This window comes from Pseudomonas sp. LB1P83 (genome assembly GCF_054897885.1).
The window spans coordinates 2638168-2653948 of record NZ_CM142709.1 but is presented as its reverse complement, the minus strand read 5'-3'; the positions used below and the strand labels follow the sequence as shown (position 1 = coordinate 2653948).

Sequence of the window (15781 nt, the reverse complement as noted above, 5' to 3'; positions counted from 1 at the left end):
AAGCCATGACAACTCATTCGACAAAGATTGCCACCGAGAACGATCCGCGCTGGGCCGCCGTCGTAGCACGGGATCCAGGCGCCGACGGGCAGTTTGTCTATGCCGTGAAAACCACCGGCATCTATTGCCGCCCCAGCAGCCTGGCGCGTTTGCCGAACCCACAGAATGTCGAATTTTTCGACACGGCGGAACAAGCCCAGGCAGCGGGATATCGTCCGAGTAAACGGGCCACAAAGGATCAAAGCGACGTCGCCGCACAACACGCGGCAACCGTGGCCGCCGCCTGCCGGTACATCGAGTCCGCCGAAAATCTACCTGCGTTGACTGAACTGGCAGAGGCAGCGGGTCTGAGCAGCTTCCACTTCCATCGAGTGTTCAAAGCCGTGACCGGGCTGACACCCAAGGGTTACGCCACTGCCCATCGCTCACGCAAGGTTCGCGAGCGCCTGGCCGATGGCGGCTCGGTCACCGACGCCTTGTACGACGCCGGATTCAACTCCAACAGTCGCTTCTATGAGTCGGCAGATCAGTTGCTGGGCATGAAGCCCGGCGATTATCGCGCGGCGGGCCAGAACAACGACATCCGTTTTGCCGTCGGCCAGTGTTCCCTGGGGGCGATTCTGGTGGCGCAAAGTGAACGCGGCGTTTGCGCGATTCTGTTGGGGGATGATCCGCATCAACTGGTCTGCGACCTGCAAGACAAGTTTCGGCGTGGGAATCTGATTGGCGCCGATCACGCGTTCGAGCAGTTGATTGCCAAGGTAGTGGGTTTTATCGAAGCACCGGCCATTGGCCTGGACTTGCCGCTGGACGTTCGCGGCACCGCTTTTCAAGAGCGGGTCTGGCAGGCGTTGCGGGAGATTCCTGCAGGCAGCACCGCGAGCTACGCCGATATCGCTCAGCGTATCGGCGCTCCCAAAGCCGTGCGCGCCGTGGCCCAGGCTTGCGGTGCAAACAGTATTGCGGTGGCGATTCCGTGCCACCGCGTGGTGCGCAGCGACGGCAACCTGTCGGGCTATCGCTGGGGGGTTGAACGCAAGCGTCAGTTGCTGGAACGCGAGACTCGCTAATCAGCGATTCACATCGACCACAACTCGTCCGCGCAATTGCCCGGCGAGCAGGCGCGGCGCGACGTCGAGGGCTTCGCTCAAGCCGATTTCATGACTGATCAGCGGCAGCAACGCGAAGTCCAGGTCCTTGGCCAGGCGACTCCAGGCCTGTACCCGTTTGGCTTTGGGTTGGGTCACGCTGTTGATCCCGGCCAATGTCACGCCGCGCAAAATGAACGGCGCGACGGAGGCCGGAAAGTCCATGCCTTGCGCCAGCCCACACGCGGCGACCGTGCCATTGGCCTTGGTGCTGGCGCAGGCGTTGGCCAACGTGTGGCTGCCGACCGAGTCGATCACCGCTGCCCAGCGCTCCTTGGCCAACGGTTTGCCTGGTTCGGAAAGCGTGGCGCGATCGATGATTTCGCTGGCACCCAGTTGCTTGAGGTATTCGTGCTCGGAGGTGCGGCCCGTGGACGCCACGACCCGATAGCCGAGTTTGCTCAGCAGCGCGATGGCGAAACTGCCTACCCCGCCATTGGCCCCGGTGACCAGGACTTCGCCCTGCTCAGGCGTTACGCCGTTATGTTCCAGCGCCAGGATGCACAGCATCGCCGTGTAACCCGCGGTGCCGATTGCCATGGCCTGGGCCGCGGTGAATTCCTTGGGTAGCGCAATCAGCCAGTCGCCGTTGAGGCGCGCTTTTTGCGCCAGTCCGCCCCAATGCCCTTCACCCACGCCCCAGCCATTGAGCAGGACCTGGTCACCGACCTTGTAGTCCGGATGACCGCTGACTTCGACCGTACCGGCCAGATCGATCCCCGGCACCATCGGGAATTTCCTGACCACCGGGCTGCTGCCGGTGATCGCCAGGCCATCCTTGAAGTTCAGCGTACTGTACGCAACGCGCACCGTCACATCGCCCTCAGGCAGTTGATCGTCATTGATCTCTCGCAGTGTGGCCCGGTAACCGCTGTCGTCTTTGTCGATCAAAATACCTTTGAACATCATTGCCTCTCAATGGAATCAATAAGGGGGTGGGGCTATTGAAATACCATAAAGAAACATCTGGCCGTACAAGACTTTAAGCTAAACCGCCAAAGCGCCGAGCGTTTCCATGATGTGCTACCACGCTTTTTTTTCGCGCTTCTGGAACACTGGAAATCGTCCTGGATACAAAAGTCGGCTGGCCCTGCGACAGCCATTGCTGGTAAAAAACCGGTTCTACCCGTCGGAGAACCATTCAAATGAGCCAATGGCCAGACACCCGCATTCTTGACCTGCTCGGCATCGAGTTGCCGATCATCCAGGCGCCCATGGCCGGTGCGACCGGCTCGGCCATGGTCATCGCGGCGAGTAACGCCGGTGGGCTGGGCTCGATGCCCGCCGCAATGCTGAGCATCGAACAGCTGCGCGACGAGCTGAAGACGATCCGTCAACACAGCCAGTGTCCGTTCAACATCAATTATTTTTGCCATCAGACGCCGGCCGCCGATGAGCAACGTGCTCGGGACTGGAAAAATTTACTGGAACCGTATTACCGGGAACTGGGCGTCGATTTCGATGCACCTACACCAGTGTCGAATCGCGCGCCTTTCGATAACGCCGCCTGCGAAGTGCTCGAAGAATTTCGCCCCGAAGTCGTGAGTTTTCACTTCGGCCTGCCGGAAAAATCGCTGCTGGATCGAGTGAAAGCCACCGGCGCGAAAATTCTCTCTTCGGCGACCACGGTCGAAGAAGCCATCTGGCTGGAGCAACATGGCTGCGACGCGATCATCGCCATGGGCTACGAGGCAGGAGGACATCGCGGGATGTTCCTCAGCGATGACTTGAGCAGCCAGGTGGGAACATTTGCTTTGGTGCCTCAGATTGTCGATGCGGTGAAAGTGCCAGTGATAGCGGCGGGCGGGATCAGTGATGCCCGGGGCGTTGCGGCGGCTTTTCTGTTAGGCGCTTCGGCGGTGCAGGTGGGCACGGCTTACCTGTTCACGCCGGAAGCCAAGGTCAACGCGTCGCACCACAAGGCGTTGCGCACCGCCAAGGAAAGCGAGACCGCGGTGACTAACCTTTTCACCGGGCGCCCGGCACGGGGGATTCTCAATCGGGTGATGCGCGAACTCGGGCCCATGAGCGATAAAGCCCCGGCCTTCCCCTTGGCCGGTGGTGCGTTGATGCCGTTGCGCGCCAAGGTTGAAGCGGATTTCAGCAACCTCTGGGCCGGGCAGGCGTTTACGCTGGGCGTTGAAATGACCACGGCAGAGCTGACTCGGCGTTTGGCGGAAGAAGGCTTGGCCAAGTTGCTCCGTCGCTAACGCACGACCTGTAGCAGCTGCCGAGCAGCGCGAGGCTGCGTTCGGCTGCGAAGCAGTCGTCAAATCAGCCACTGCGGTCGTTCAGGTTAACCGTGGCGCCTGGATTTACGACTGCTCCGCAGCCGAACGCAGCCTCGCGCTGCTCGGCAGCTGCTATGTATGGACTCGCCCCCACTGTCTACCCGCTTTTGAAAAACCGCCGCCCCGTTGCATCTATGTATAAGGCCTATTCGTGGAAGTCGTCGTCGGCTTCTGGCCAAAATTGGAAGAGCTCGTGGTATGCCGATTACAGTCAGGCCTCGAAGGCCAGTAGCAGCTAAGGCATCAATCCACGCCGGTCTTACCTGGGGTCAATTTTTTTTCAGCAAAGGGCCGGACAGTTAGTACCTCGGTGGCAGAACTCTGTCGCTCAGTGGCTCATCGTCGCTTGCTGGCCATCACCAGCCTGGCGACGATAAGTCTGGTCATTCTGTAGAAGCACCCAGACGATTCGCAGGTTGCGGTTGGCCAACCTGACCGCAGCCTCCTTACGGCCCAGTCGGCTCATCCAGCGCAACAAGCGGCGGTCATCGGGTTGCTGGGAATCAGGTCGTAGTTGTTGCAGTACCGCATGGGCTCCCTGGATCATCAGGCTGCGTAAATAAACATCGCCTCGCCTGGTCATGCCCCCCAGCCGGACCGTCTGCCCGCTGCTGTGCTGGTCAGGCACCATGCCAAAGTACGCGGCAAACTTGCGGGCATTGGGAAATCGCTCAGGCTTGGTTTCCTTGGCCACCAGTGCCGTGGCAGTGACTGGGCCGATGCCGCGCACAGTCATCAGTCGCTTCGCCGTCATGTCGGCGTTGGCGGCCACTTCCAGGCGCCCCGTCAGCACGCTGATGCGTTCGCCCAAATGGCGCCACTCGGCCAACAGTTCGTCGATCAGTTCACGCAGCAGGCCCGGCACCGGCTGGGTGGCATCTTCCAGGACCCGCGGAATTTTCTGGCTGATCGCAACGTCACCTTGCGCCAAGGCCACGCCGTGCTCGAGCAGCAGGCCGCGCATCTGATTGCTCACCGCCGTGCGTCGACGCACATAGCCTTGGCGGGCGCGATGCAACGCCTGCATTGCCAGCGCCGCAACGCTTTTGACCGGCACTGCGTAGATCTTTTCATCGCGACCAGCCCGCAGAATCGCCAGCGCATCGTTGCGATCATTTTTAGGCCCGCTGCGATGTGTGGCCACCAAACCGGCTGGAAGAATCCGCGCCAGATTGCCTTGGTCTTGCAGCTGCCGGGCCCAGGCTTGAGCACCCGGACCGGTCTCCATCAGAACCACGACATGAGGCGGCAACTGGCGTAGAAACTCATAAAACGCCTCGCGCGACTTGATCCGTTGCTCGTAGTGCACCTGGCCGAGGACGTCTTCACCGGCGACCTGAAAGACCTGCTTGGCCAGATCGACCGCTACGGTTGTGCAGGCCGACAAATCGGAAGAAGACAGGGATTGATCAACCGAAGTATGCTTTTTCATGGACTCGCCCTCGCTGTCGTTGGCTGTTTAGACTGCCACCGTGGCGCATTGACGCCTCGGCTTGGGCGAGTCCATCCAATTACAAGTCCCGCGATAACTCAGTACCGACACATTCCGTTTGCAGGCATTTCGCTATATATTCCGATATATAGCGTTTCGCCCCCTCGTTGCATTTGCCTATAACGGAGCCGTTTCATGACCATGCGTGCCTCACGTTTTGCCCCCACCTGCCTGGCGAGTCTGATCGTCGCACTCCCTTTCGGGTCCGCTCAGGCGGACGAAGTCCAGGTGGCCGTCGCCGCCAACTTCACCGCGCCGATCCAGGCCATCGCTGCAGATTTCGAGAAAGACACCGGGCATAAACTGGTCACCTCCTTTGGTGCGACCGGCCAGTTCTACACCCAGATCAAGAATGGCGCGCCGTTCGAAGTGCTCCTCTCGGCGGACGACACCACCCCGCAAAAACTTGAAGCCGAAGGCGATACCGTCAAGGATTCGCGCTTCACCTACGCCGTCGGCACGCTGGCGCTGTGGTCAGCCAAGGAGGGTTACGTTGATGCCAAGGGCGATGTGCTGAAGAAGAATGAGTACAAGCACCTCGCCATCGCCAACCCGAAGGCCGCGCCTTACGGCCTGGCCGCCACTCAAGTGCTGGGCAAGCTGAGCCTGACCGACCAGGTCAAAGACAAAATTGTTGAAGGCCAGAACATCACCCAGGCCTATCAGTTCGTTTCCACCGGCAACGCCGAACTCGGCTTCGTGGCCTTGTCGCAGATCTACAAAGACGGCAAAGTCACCAGCGGCTCGGCCTGGATCGTCCCGGCCGACATGCACGACCCGATCAAACAAGATGCGGTGATCCTCAACAAGGGCAAGGACAACCCCGCTGCCAAGGCGTTGGTCGACTACCTCAAGGGGCCGAAAGCCGCCGCTGTTATCAAATCCTACGGTTACCAACTCTAAATGTCGCTGACAAGTGCCGACTTTTCCGCCATCTGGCTGACCCTGAAACTGGCGTCCCTGACGACGGTTATCCTGTTGATCATCGGCACTCCGATTGCGTTATGGCTGTCGCGCACCCAATCCTGGTTGCGTGGTCCGGTCGGGGCGATCGTCGCCCTGCCCTTGGTCTTGCCACCCACGGTGATCGGCTTTTATTTGTTGCTGGCGCTCGGCCCTAACGGCTTTATCGGCCATTTCACCCAGTCACTGGGGCTCGGCACGCTCACATTCAGTTTTGCCGGGCTGGTGATCGGCTCGGTGCTGTACTCGATGCCGTTCGTGGTTCAGCCGCTGCAAAACGCTTTTTCCGCCATTGGCACCCGCCCACTGGAAGTGGCCGCTACCTTGCGCGCCAATCCTTGGGACACATTTTTCAGCGTGATCCTGCCGCTGGCACGACCCGGGTTCATCACCGCTGCCATTCTCGGTTTTGCCCACACTGTCGGCGAGTTCGGCGTAGTGCTGATGATCGGCGGCAACATTCCCGACAAGACCCGCGTGGTCTCGGTGCAGATCTACGATCACGTTGAAGCCATGGAGTACGCCCAGGCCCATTGGCTGGCCGGGGCGATGCTGGTGTTCTCCTTTGCGGTGTTGCTGGCGCTCTACTCCAGCCGTAAAACCAAAGCGGGCTGGAGCTGATTGATGATTCATACGCGCCTGAAACTGCGTTATTCGGGATTCGCCCTGGAGGTGGATCTGCAACTGCCTGGCCGTGGAGTCACCGCACTCTATGGTCATTCCGGTTCAGGCAAGACCACCTGCCTGCGCTGTATCGCTGGTCTGGAACAGGCCGAACAGGGTTTTATCCAGGTCAACGACGAAGTCTGGCAGGACAGCGACAGGAAGATTTTCGTACCGCCGCATAAACGTGCACTGGGTTACGTTTTCCAGGAAGCAAGTCTGTTTCCCCATCTGTCAGTGCTGGCCAATCTGGAGTTCGGCCTGAAGCGCATTCCCAAGCTGCAACGTCGGGTCGACATGGCGCATGCCACTGAGCTGTTGGGAATCGGTCATCTACTGGACCGCCATCCGCAGCACCTCTCCGGCGGCGAACGGCAGCGAATCGGCATCGCGCGCGCGCTGCTCACCAGCCCGAAGCTGTTACTGATGGACGAACCGCTGGCAGCGCTGGATAGCCAGCGCAAAAACGAAATCCTGCCTTACCTGCAACGCCTGCACGATGAACTCGACATCCCGGTGCTGTATGTCAGCCACTCACAGGATGAGGTCGCCCGACTGGCCGACCACATCGTCCTGCTCAGCGACGGCAAGGCGCTGGCCAGCGGCCCTGTCGGCGAAACCCTGGCGCGTCTCGACTTGCCCCTGGCGCTGGGCGACGATGCCGGCGTGGTGATTGAAGGACAGGTCAGCGCCTATGACCCCCACTATCAATTGCTGACGTTACAACTGCCCGGTACCGACCTGAGCATTCGCGTGGCGCACGCTCCGATGAGCCAAGGCCAGGCGCTGCGCTGCAAGGTTCAGGCACGGGATGTCAGCCTGAGCCTGCAAGGCGACGGGCAAAGCAGCATCCTCAATCGCTTGCCGGTGACGGTGATCAGTGAAATCGGCGCCGATAACGCCGCCCACGTGCTGATTCGCCTGAATGCCGCTGGCACGCCGTTGCTGGCACGCATCACCCGCTACTCCCGGGACCAACTGGGCGTGCACCCCGGCCAGCAACTCTGGGCGCAGATCAAAGCGGTGGCCGTCCTGGCGTAAATTCGTCGGCACCACGGCGAACGGGCGCGGTCAATGGCTGTACAGGCCCCCTGACTTGATCGCCAAGGATTTTCGCCATGTCCGACACCGCGCTGCCCGATGTGCTGCCACCCGATCTGCATTATGTCGATGACACCCAGCCTGGAATCACCCGCAAACTATTGCGTGGCAAATTCTGCTACTTCGATCCGGCAGGCCAGCGCATTACCGATCCCGACGAAATCAAACGCCTCAACGCCCTTGCGGTGCCGCCGGCCTACACCAATGTGTGGATCTGCGCTGACCCACGCGGTCATTTGCAAGCCACCGGGCGTGACGCCCGCGGTCGCAAACAATACCGTTATCACGTGCGCTGGCGCGAAGTACGCGATGCCGACAAATACTCGCGCCTGCGGGACTTTGGCCTGGCACTGCCAAAACTGCGCAAACAGCTTGAAGCGCTTCTGGGCGCTCCGGGGTTCAGCCGAGACAAAGTCATGGCCACCGTCATTACCTTGCTCGATGCGACGCTGATCCGGGTCGGCAACACGCAGTACGCGCGGGAAAATCGCTCCTATGGCCTGACCACCCTGCGCAGCCGTCACGTAGAGGTCAACGGCAGTGCGATCCTGTTTCAGTTCCGCGGCAAGAGTGGTGTCGAGCACCAGATCACCGTAAAGGACCGACGCCTGGCGCGAATCATCAAGCGCTGTCTGGAGATTCCCGGACAAGACCTCTTTCAGTACCTGGACGAAAATGGCGAGCGGCACACCGTCACCTCCTCAGACGTCAATGCCTACCTGCAAACCCTCACCGGCGCCGACTTCACGGCCAAGGATTACCGCACCTGGGCGGGTAGCGCGCTGGCATTGTCGGTGCTGCGCGAGTTGCAGTGGGAACCCGAGTCGGATGCGAAACGGCATGTGGTGGAGATGGTCAAGAACGTCGCCAAGCAACTCGGCAACACCCCGGCGGTGTGCCGCAAGTGCTACATCCATCCGGCGGTGCTCGAAGGCTTCATGCTCGGCGCCTTGGCCCAACTGCCTCGGCCGAGACTGCGTAAAGGGCTCAGGGCAGAGGAAGTCGGGCTGGCCGTATTTCTGGAAAAAATGATCGAGGCCGCTGAACCGACGAACTGACCCGTTCATTTTTTGCACGATCGCAAAGAACTTCTATAGTTGATGTGGACATGAACCAGCCGCGGTGACGCCATGGAAGACATTTTCGTTGTGCAACGTTGCAACAAGATCATCATTCATGGCCGTCGGGCCGGAGAAGTTAGTCACTCGCCACCTGAAGCCGAAGTCTGGTATCGCATCTTCGATACCCGCACCTATGGTTTCATCGGTGACGGTTATGATCTTGAAGAAGATGCCCAGCGTGAATGCCTGCGGCTCAATCTCACCTCACAGGTGACGGCCCGACAAGCCTGAAGTCCGGGTCTATACTGAAAACAGCTGAAGGACCAGCGACCCCATCGGCAGAGAGCTCGCACCAAGCGGGCTTTTTGCTGCTATTTGTCAGATTTCTTGAACGGAGGTGTTTGCCATGTCCGAAAAAGAGTCCATCACCACCCTGCTCACCCTGCTCGACTCACGTCAGGCTCGACTTGCCGCTGCGTGCAAGGAGATTGCCGACTGGGTAGATCATCAAGGAGGGCACCCGACAGCCCTCAGAATTCGTGACCGCCTGAACGACATCGAGAAGGACGCGCCACTGATTCGAAACACCCTGTCTTCGCTGAAACCTGTCGACCCGCCTCTTCCGCGGTTCAGATGATTCGATCTGGACGCGCGATTCGAGAACAGGGCCTGATTCAGGACGCATGAACGGCGACTCCATCGTCACCGCGTCCGTGCCTGTCTGATTATCTTGCGCTACACACCCACCTGGCCTTGAGCCGGGCTTTTTTTTGCGGCCCTCTTTTCACGTAATGTTCACAACACACGTCCTACAGTGAACCACTCCTTTGAGAAATACCCCTGGCCTGCCCGCATGCAGGCCTTTTTTTTGCCCGCCAGGCAGCCAGCGAACGTCGTCGCTGGAGGGAGGTCAAACGATCACACGTCGCGAAGGAGACGTCCCATGGTCACCCACTTCAAAGTCAGCGGGCATCTGGCCTGCGGTCACAAAGGCAGCAATCTCACCTCAAGCAGCGAATTGACCCGCGTAAAGTGCAGAAGCTGCCGAAACACCGACGCGTTCAAGGACGCGCGCAAAGCTGAACGCAACGCAGCACGCCGTGCTGCACGCAAGGCCAAAGTCACCCACACCGCCAATGACTGGCGCGCAGCCTGGGTAGAACGGCTTACCGCCATGGCCGGTTTGCAAAGACTACCTCGTGGATTTACCGGCCAGCCTTTCGTTTAAAGGCAATGAAAATCCAATGTGGGAGCGAGCCTGCTCGCTCCCACAGGGGGATTGCATTTGGCAGCTGAGGCGACGTGCTCTGCCCGGTCCTGTTATGACTCGAACGCTTTTATGCACGCGGGCGGCATGATCTCAGCGAGGGACATGCGCTTGAATGCCTCAAACAACCGCCGCCCCTCTTCGGGCGCACAAGAAATGGCCAGCCGCATGGTCGCTTCACCGAGCTGCCAGATCAGAAAGGCAGTATCAGCAACCCGCTGCGCATCGCTGCCTGGAAACACCCGCAGCATCGCATCGGCCAGTAACCTGCCCGCCACGCGACTCTCCTCCAGTTCCAACGCCAGCAGCTGCTTGTCTGCCTGCATGCCCGACCAGATATCGCGCATCGCAGGCTCGGCCTGAACGATCTCGTAATACTGATCCAGCAGGTCTGAATAGGCATCAGCCAACCCTTGGGCATCCTGCACCGCGACCAGAGCCTCTTCGATACAACGACGGCTTGCAGCGTTATAGCGCTCGGCCAGCGTGCGAATGACCGAGCTTTTGTCGGGGAAGTATTGATAAAGCGATCCGATCGAGATCTCAGAGCGCTCGGCAATTTCACTCATCTTTACTTGATCGCTACCCTTGGTCGCGATCAGCTGAGTCGCCACGGCGCCCGCACCAGGTCTTTTTTCTCGGTAGTGCGAAGCACCGCCAAGCGCCCCACCAGCACCATCATCGCTCCACTGATGCCCTGCAGCACGCGCGCGGCGACAAAGGTTTCCAGGCTTTTACTCAACCCGCACATCAACGAAGACACGCTAAACAGCACGATCGCCGAACTGAATACAAGGCGCGAACCGAAGCGGTCAGCCAACCAGCCGCTGATGGGGATGAACACCGCAACGGCGAGCATGTAGGCGCTCATACCAATGTTCACGTCCACCGCCGCGACGCCAAACGTCCTGGCCATGTTCGGCAACGCGGTAGCGATCACTGTGACGTCGAGGTTCTCCATAAAGAACGTGACGGCGACCAACAGAGCAATCCATGTTGAACGGCGTTGAGACATCGGTCATTCCTGTTCAGCGACGGCATGTAATCGGTAATTTATCAATGAGTGCGTTTTTAATGCCCAGCAACATTGCGCGCCGAACCTCTACCGGTTCGGCATACACCGGACCGAGGCGATCTAGACGACCGCTAGTATATTGAGTCAATTGATGATTTCTGATCACAACACCTTTGCGTAAATCAACGTTCTCCTCATGGATACCTGAAGGGATACTACCGGCCTTAAGTGTGGCGCACCCATGACCACTCAAGGCCTGTTAACGGATTGAAATGGCTTCAATCCGGTCTTTCATGAGGACTCACAATGCACGCTGATTTCGCCGCCTGGTCTTGGACCGCTGGTAAAGGTATCGACGGTTTACAACTGATCCGCAAACCCCTTGTGCAACCTGGCCCGGGCGAAGTTTTGATTGCCAACCGCGCGCTGGCGTTGAACCCGGTGGACTGGAAAATCATTGAGTGGGGCCACCCGGCATGGAAAACCGGCCACGTGCCGGGTGTGGATGGCATGGGGGTAGTAGTCGCTGCAGGCGCCGGTGTGCAGATCAAGCCGGGAACCCGTGTGGCGTATCACCAGTCACTGGAGCGAGAGGGTAGTTTCGCCGAGTTTTGTCTACTGGATGCCGCAACCGTGCTGTTGGTGCCCGCTGCGCTCGATGACGGCGCCGCCGCGTCCTTGCCTTGCCCCGGCCTGACCGCCTGGCAGGCCCTCGAAAAAGTGCCCACTGCCGCATCCCGCGATGTGCTGATCATCGGCGCAGGTGGAGCCGTAGGCCTTCTGCTGGTTCAATTGGCGGTACAGCGCGGATTTCGAGTCTGGGCAACAGCCTCCACAGCCCACCATTCAAGCTTGAAAGCGCTGGGTGCTGTGGGGGTTTTCGACTACCGTGAAGCGAATTGGCAGCAAGCGCTTGAGGCCGCTTTGGGTGAACGTCGACTGCACGCAGTGTTCGACACAGTCAGCGGCGAACATGCAGCCACCCTGGCTCCATTGCTGGGCTACAACGGTCACCTTGTGTGCATTCAGGATCGTCAGGAAACGGCGCCATTGCCTGCCTTCAGCACCGCTATTTCATTGCATGAGGTGGCGCTCAACAGCTTTCATGCCCACGCCAGCCTGAACGACCGACAAGTGCTGCGGAAAAACGGTGAACGACTGCTAGAGGGCTTGCTGGACGGTAGCCTATTGGCTCCCAAACGTCAGGTCTTCGACTTCCGAAATCTTCCGGAGGCGTTGCGTGCACTCAAACAAGGTGCAGAAGGAGGCAAATGGATTGCCCAATTGAACGACTCCGACCCCATCCTTTCTGTATTCCAGTAAAAGCGACAACGCCCGAGCCCCTTTGATCGGAGCTCGGGCGACAGCCTGACACAGCAGGGTTTAGGCCTCAGCCAGGCTTTCCTTTTTCTCTAGCCAGTCAATCATCAGCTCGCCCCAGGCGATATCGGCCTGCAACGCGCCTTTGGCTTTGGCTGAGTCACGGGTGCGCAAGCCTTCCAGGACTTCGAAGTGTTTGTGCCTGGCACTGGCCAGTTCCAGTTTGGGTACCTCAGCGTGGAACCTACTCAGTAGTGGTCCCATGATGACCCACATGTTTTCCAGAGTCTTGGACACCACTGGCATGCGGGCAGCGGAAATCAATCCGAAGTGAAATTCACGATTGAGCAAAGCCGCTTGTTTGTGATCGACTGAAACCGCCTTTTGGAAAGCATCTTGAATGGCTTCGAGGTGCTCCAGTTCCGGTTTGGTAATACGCTGAGCGGCCATACCCGCCGCCTCGCCTTCGAGCAAATGACGGATCAACTGGATTTCTCGCAGTTGACTGACGGTGAGCTCTGGAACATAAATCGATGTCGCCGCCTTCATGTCCAGCGCATGATCGCTGACCAGGCGAAAAATCGCTTCGCGCACCGGTGTGATCGACACACCGAACTGTTCGGCCAACGTACTGATGCGCAATCGATCCCCGGGTTGGTATTGTCCGTCCATCAACGCGGTGCGGATAATGGAATACACGCGTTCGCTCAAGTTGCCTTTATCAATGGGCTTATGCACGGTCACTGTTACTCGATCTCCATGGACGATGATGATGCGCCGACGGCGGCAGACATGAGTAGCTGCCAATCCGAGGCGCAGATAACGCATCATACATCATCAAATTACGCCTGCCACTCCGGCAGGCGAGTCACTCAAATCCGTGCGTCACGGCGACCGACACCCTGCAACAGCACGGCGATGACGATAATTGCGCCTTTGATGATTTGCTGTGGATAGGCCGGCACGCTCAGCAAGTTCATGATGTTGCCGATCAGCCCCAACACCAGTACGCCCACCGCGGTGTAAAAAATCGTGCCCTTGCCCCCCGTCAGCAACGCACCGCCGATGACGCAGGCGGCGATCGCGTCCAGTTCCAGCGCCATACCGGCGCTAGGCGTCGCGACCCCCGAACGAGAAGCAATCACCACCCCGGCCAATGCAGCGAGTCCGCCACAGATCCCATAGGCCGCCAGTTTGTAGCGTTCTACCGGAATACCCGCCAGGCGTACGGCGGTTTCGTTGCTCCCACTGGCAATAGTCAGGCGTCCGTAGGCGTTGTAACGCAGGATCAAGGCAAACACCAACGTCACCAGCGCTGCCAGCCACACCGGCCACGGAACACCGAGCAAACCATCGGCCAGCCTACCGAAATCACGCAGCAACTGAGCGCTGACCAGTTTGTCATCCAGCCTTTGTGGCTGACCATTCGACAAAATAAACGCCAGGCCACGCGCAACCGTCATCATGGCCAGGGTCGCGATAAATGGCGCCATGCGGAAATACGCGATAAAGGTGCCCGTCACCAACCCCATCAACACCCCGGATGCCACCGCAATCGCGACAGCCAGCAACAACCCGAAACTACCTTCGACCGGCATTACGTTGAGGGTCATTGCAACCACGATACCGCCCACGGCAGCCACCGAGGCAACGGATAGATCGATGCCCGCCGTCAGGATCACAATCAACATACCGATGCTGACCAGCAGCAAAGGGGTCAACTGGCGCAGCAGGTTGCCGATGTTCTGGTACGTGAAGAAGTCATCGGAGAGGACACTAGCAACGATAGCCAGCAATACCAGCATCACCAACGCGTTGTGTTCCAGAAACAGGCGCTGCAACGAACGCCAGTTCACCTTGCTCTCGTGAGCGCGGCTGTTTTCCTGCAAAAGCTCAGCCGGGGCCAGCTTGGAATTAGGGTTACTCATGGTGCTCGACTCCCATCGCCAGGCAAATCATTTCTTGTTCTTTAATGCGTTCGCCCGCCAGTTCGCCGGCGACCGCGCCTTCGCGCATCACCAGCACGCGATCACACATGCCGATGATTTCAATCATTTCCGAAGACACCATGATGATTGCCACACCCTGTTCGGCGAGGTCGTTGATCACCCGGTAGATTTCGGTTTTTGCGCCCACATCCACTCCGCGGGTAGGCTCATCGAGAATCAACACTCGACACCCCGCATCCACCCATTTCATCAAGGCGACTTTCTGCTGATTACCGCCTGACAGGTCGCCTACCAACTGTTCTATCGAGTGAGTCTTGACCGCCAATTGCTGGCGCAAGGCTTCGATGCCCAGGGTCTCCCGGGCGCTGGAAATCCAGCCCATGCTCCCGGTATAGGGACTGTCAGGGCGAAGCGCGCCATTGACCCTGATCGACATTTCCAGCAGCACGCCCTGGTGTTTGCGGTCCTCGGGCAACAGGCCTATGCCATTGGCGATGGCTTCACGGGGGGTACGGTTGTGGATTTCCTGCCCATCGAGTCGCAGCGTGCCGGAGGTTTTTTTATCGGCACCAAAAATCGCCCGCATGGTTTCGGTACGTCCCGCACCGACCAGTCCACAGAAACCCAGGACTTCACCGGCACGCACCTCAAAGCTCACATCGCGCACCAGACGTCCGGCACAGAGATTCTCAACTTGAAGCAATACCTCGCCGATCTGCTTGTTGCGCGGGGGGAACAGGTCGCTGAGCTCTCGACCGATCATCATCTCGATCAAGCCGCGCTCGGTAATGTCAGCCAGCTCTAGCGTACCCACCGTCTTGCCGTCCTTGAGCACCGTGGCGCGATCGCAGATCCGGAAGATTTCATCCATGCGGTGCGAGACATAAACAATGCATGCCCCTTTGCGGCGCAACTCATCAAGGATTTTGAACAGCTTCTCCGCCTCATGAGAGGTGAGTACCGCCGTTGGCTCGTCAAAAACCAGCACCGATGAGTTACGTGACAGTGCCTTGCAGATCTCGACTGCTTGTTGGTAAGCCACCGGCAAACTGCCGACCGGTTGGCGCACATCGATATCGCTGAAACCCAGCTCATCCAGAATTGCCCGAGCTTTTTTGCGCATTGCGGCCCACTGGACAAATCCCTTGCTCTTGCCCAGATCGTCGATGCAGATGTTCTCGGCCACCGACAGATGCGGGGCCAAGGCAAACTCCTGGTAGATGATCGAAATACCCAGCTTGAGTGCGTCCCCAGGTTTACGAATATCGACTTTTTCGCCGTTCAGACTGACCCCGCCAGCGTCGCGCACATAGGCGCCTGAAAGGATCTTCATCAACGTTGACTTGCCCGCGCCGTTCTCACCCATCAGTGCATGGATTTCACCCGCACGGGCAGAAAAACTGGCACTGCTCAGAGCGCTGATACCACCGAACTTCTTCGAGATGTCGAGCATCTCTACGGCAGGTTTGTGCATCGCATTCATTTTCTTCACCGCCTATAAACTGTCACCG

15 protein-coding genes and 2 pseudogenes are annotated in these 15781 nt (G+C 58.9%); 10 read left to right on the top strand and 7 right to left on the bottom strand.

Going from position 1 to position 15781, the window contains the following annotated elements; all coding sequences use genetic code 11:
- Positions 1-5 precede the first annotated feature (5 nt).
- The gene (ada, locus tag ACYZTY_RS12375) at positions 6-1070 is read left to right on the top strand and encodes a bifunctional DNA-binding transcriptional regulator/O6-methylguanine-DNA methyltransferase Ada (RefSeq protein ID WP_461958720.1); all 1065 of its coding nucleotides are present in this window, start codon (positions 6-8) and stop codon (positions 1068-1070) included.
- On the opposite strand, the gene acuI is transcribed toward ada, so the two are convergent.
- On the bottom strand, positions 1071-2054 hold the full coding sequence (gene acuI, locus ACYZTY_RS12370; protein ID WP_461958719.1) for an acrylyl-CoA reductase (NADPH): 984 nt from the start codon (positions 2052-2054) through the stop codon (positions 1071-1073).
- A gap of 239 nt (positions 2055-2293) precedes the next feature.
- Here acuI and ACYZTY_RS12365 point away from each other — a divergent pair, with 239 nt between their 5' ends.
- Positions 2294-3358, top strand: coding sequence for an NAD(P)H-dependent flavin oxidoreductase (locus tag ACYZTY_RS12365; protein WP_461958718.1), 1065 nt, complete (start codon positions 2294-2296; stop codon positions 3356-3358).
- A gap of 409 nt (positions 3359-3767) precedes the next feature.
- On the opposite strand, the gene ACYZTY_RS12360 is transcribed toward ACYZTY_RS12365, so the two are convergent.
- Positions 3768-4826 carry an IS110 family RNA-guided transposase gene (locus ACYZTY_RS12360; RefSeq protein ID WP_461959306.1) on the bottom strand — a complete coding sequence of 353 codons (1059 nt, stop codon included), beginning with the start codon at positions 4824-4826 and terminating at the stop codon, positions 3768-3770.
- A 240-nt stretch (positions 4827-5066) separates the two neighbouring features.
- Here ACYZTY_RS12360 and modA point away from each other — a divergent pair, with 240 nt between their 5' ends.
- From modA to ACYZTY_RS12325, 7 genes are all read left to right on the top strand, one after another.
- Positions 5067-5834 carry a molybdate ABC transporter substrate-binding protein gene (gene modA / locus ACYZTY_RS12355; RefSeq protein ID WP_461958717.1) on the top strand — a complete coding sequence of 256 codons (768 nt, stop codon included), beginning with the start codon at positions 5067-5069 and terminating at the stop codon, positions 5832-5834.
- Complete coding sequence (gene modB, locus ACYZTY_RS12350) at positions 5835-6515, top strand: molybdate ABC transporter permease subunit (protein WP_461958716.1); 681 nt, start codon at positions 5835-5837, stop codon at positions 6513-6515.
- Between the two features lie 3 nt (positions 6516-6518).
- On the top strand, positions 6519-7598 hold the full coding sequence (gene modC, locus ACYZTY_RS12345) for a molybdenum ABC transporter ATP-binding protein (protein WP_461958715.1): 1080 nt from the start codon (positions 6519-6521) through the stop codon (positions 7596-7598).
- A gap of 77 nt (positions 7599-7675) precedes the next feature.
- On the top strand, positions 7676-8716 hold the full coding sequence (locus ACYZTY_RS12340; protein WP_461958714.1) for a DNA topoisomerase IB: 1041 nt from the start codon (positions 7676-7678) through the stop codon (positions 8714-8716).
- A 72-nt stretch (positions 8717-8788) separates the two neighbouring features.
- Complete coding sequence (locus tag ACYZTY_RS12335; protein ID WP_461958713.1) at positions 8789-9010, top strand: hypothetical protein; 222 nt, start codon at positions 8789-8791, stop codon at positions 9008-9010.
- Between the two features lie 115 nt (positions 9011-9125).
- Complete coding sequence (locus tag ACYZTY_RS12330; RefSeq protein ID WP_010460746.1) at positions 9126-9356, top strand: hypothetical protein; 231 nt, start codon at positions 9126-9128, stop codon at positions 9354-9356.
- A gap of 306 nt (positions 9357-9662) precedes the next feature.
- Positions 9663-9947, top strand: a complete 285-nt coding sequence (locus ACYZTY_RS12325; RefSeq protein ID WP_461958712.1) for a hypothetical protein — start codon at positions 9663-9665, stop codon at positions 9945-9947.
- Between the two features lie 92 nt (positions 9948-10039).
- Here ACYZTY_RS12325 and ACYZTY_RS12320 read toward each other — a convergent pair.
- Together ACYZTY_RS12320 and ACYZTY_RS12315 are read right to left on the bottom strand one after the other, a co-directional pair.
- Positions 10040-10603: pseudogene (locus ACYZTY_RS12320) on the bottom strand (TetR/AcrR family transcriptional regulator); the annotation flags it as partial.
- Positions 10603-11001 (bottom strand): annotated as a pseudogene (locus ACYZTY_RS12315) (MFS transporter); the annotation flags it as partial. The pseudogenes ACYZTY_RS12315 and ACYZTY_RS12320, both read right to left, overlap by 1 nt.
- A 306-nt stretch (positions 11002-11307) precedes the next feature.
- Here ACYZTY_RS12315 and ACYZTY_RS12310 point away from each other — a divergent pair.
- Complete coding sequence (locus ACYZTY_RS12310) at positions 11308-12324, top strand: zinc-binding dehydrogenase (RefSeq protein ID WP_461958711.1); 1017 nt, start codon at positions 11308-11310, stop codon at positions 12322-12324.
- Between the two features lie 60 nt (positions 12325-12384).
- On the opposite strand, the gene ACYZTY_RS12305 is transcribed toward ACYZTY_RS12310, so the two are convergent.
- The 3 genes from ACYZTY_RS12305 to ACYZTY_RS12295 all read right to left on the bottom strand — a co-directional run bounded on the left by ACYZTY_RS12305 (position 12385) and on the right by ACYZTY_RS12295 (position 15753).
- Positions 12385-13059 carry a GntR family transcriptional regulator gene (locus ACYZTY_RS12305; RefSeq protein WP_461958710.1) on the bottom strand — a complete coding sequence of 225 codons (675 nt, stop codon included), beginning with the start codon at positions 13057-13059 and terminating at the stop codon, positions 12385-12387.
- A 134-nt stretch (positions 13060-13193) separates the two neighbouring features.
- A complete protein-coding gene (locus tag ACYZTY_RS12300) occupies positions 13194-14249 on the bottom strand; it encodes an ABC transporter permease (RefSeq protein ID WP_461958709.1) in 1056 nt (351 codons plus the stop codon).
- On the bottom strand, positions 14242-15753 hold the full coding sequence (locus ACYZTY_RS12295) for a sugar ABC transporter ATP-binding protein (RefSeq protein WP_461958708.1): 1512 nt from the start codon (positions 15751-15753) through the stop codon (positions 14242-14244). The genes ACYZTY_RS12300 and ACYZTY_RS12295 overlap by 8 nt, the downstream gene beginning before the upstream one ends.
- Positions 15754-15781: the final 28 nt, after the last annotated feature.

What these genes read in the sequence shown, in the direction of transcription:
- ada (WP_461958720.1), top strand. Translation starts at nt 6, where the DNA reads ATGACAACTCATTCGACAAAGATTGCCACCGAGAACGATCCGCGCTGG.
- acuI (WP_461958719.1), bottom strand. Translation starts at nt 2,054, where the DNA reads ATGTTCAAAGGTATTTTGATCGACAAAGACGACAGCGGTTACCGGGCC.
- ACYZTY_RS12365 (WP_461958718.1), top strand. Translation starts at nt 2,294, where the DNA reads ATGAGCCAATGGCCAGACACCCGCATTCTTGACCTGCTCGGCATCGAG.
- modA (WP_461958717.1), top strand. Translation starts at nt 5,067, where the DNA reads ATGACCATGCGTGCCTCACGTTTTGCCCCCACCTGCCTGGCGAGTCTG.
- modB (WP_461958716.1), top strand. Translation starts at nt 5,835, where the DNA reads ATGTCGCTGACAAGTGCCGACTTTTCCGCCATCTGGCTGACCCTGAAA.
- modC (WP_461958715.1), top strand. Translation starts at nt 6,519, where the DNA reads ATGATTCATACGCGCCTGAAACTGCGTTATTCGGGATTCGCCCTGGAG.
- ACYZTY_RS12340 (WP_461958714.1), top strand. Translation starts at nt 7,676, where the DNA reads ATGTCCGACACCGCGCTGCCCGATGTGCTGCCACCCGATCTGCATTAT.
- ACYZTY_RS12335 (WP_461958713.1), top strand. Translation starts at nt 8,789, where the DNA reads ATGGAAGACATTTTCGTTGTGCAACGTTGCAACAAGATCATCATTCAT.
- ACYZTY_RS12330 (WP_010460746.1), top strand. Translation starts at nt 9,126, where the DNA reads ATGTCCGAAAAAGAGTCCATCACCACCCTGCTCACCCTGCTCGACTCA.
- ACYZTY_RS12325 (WP_461958712.1), top strand. Translation starts at nt 9,663, where the DNA reads ATGGTCACCCACTTCAAAGTCAGCGGGCATCTGGCCTGCGGTCACAAA.
- ACYZTY_RS12310 (WP_461958711.1), top strand. Translation starts at nt 11,308, where the DNA reads ATGCACGCTGATTTCGCCGCCTGGTCTTGGACCGCTGGTAAAGGTATC.
- ACYZTY_RS12300 (WP_461958709.1), bottom strand. Translation starts at nt 14,249, where the DNA reads ATGAGTAACCCTAATTCCAAGCTGGCCCCGGCTGAGCTTTTGCAGGAA.
- ACYZTY_RS12295 (WP_461958708.1), bottom strand. Translation starts at nt 15,753, where the DNA reads ATGAATGCGATGCACAAACCTGCCGTAGAGATGCTCGACATCTCGAAG.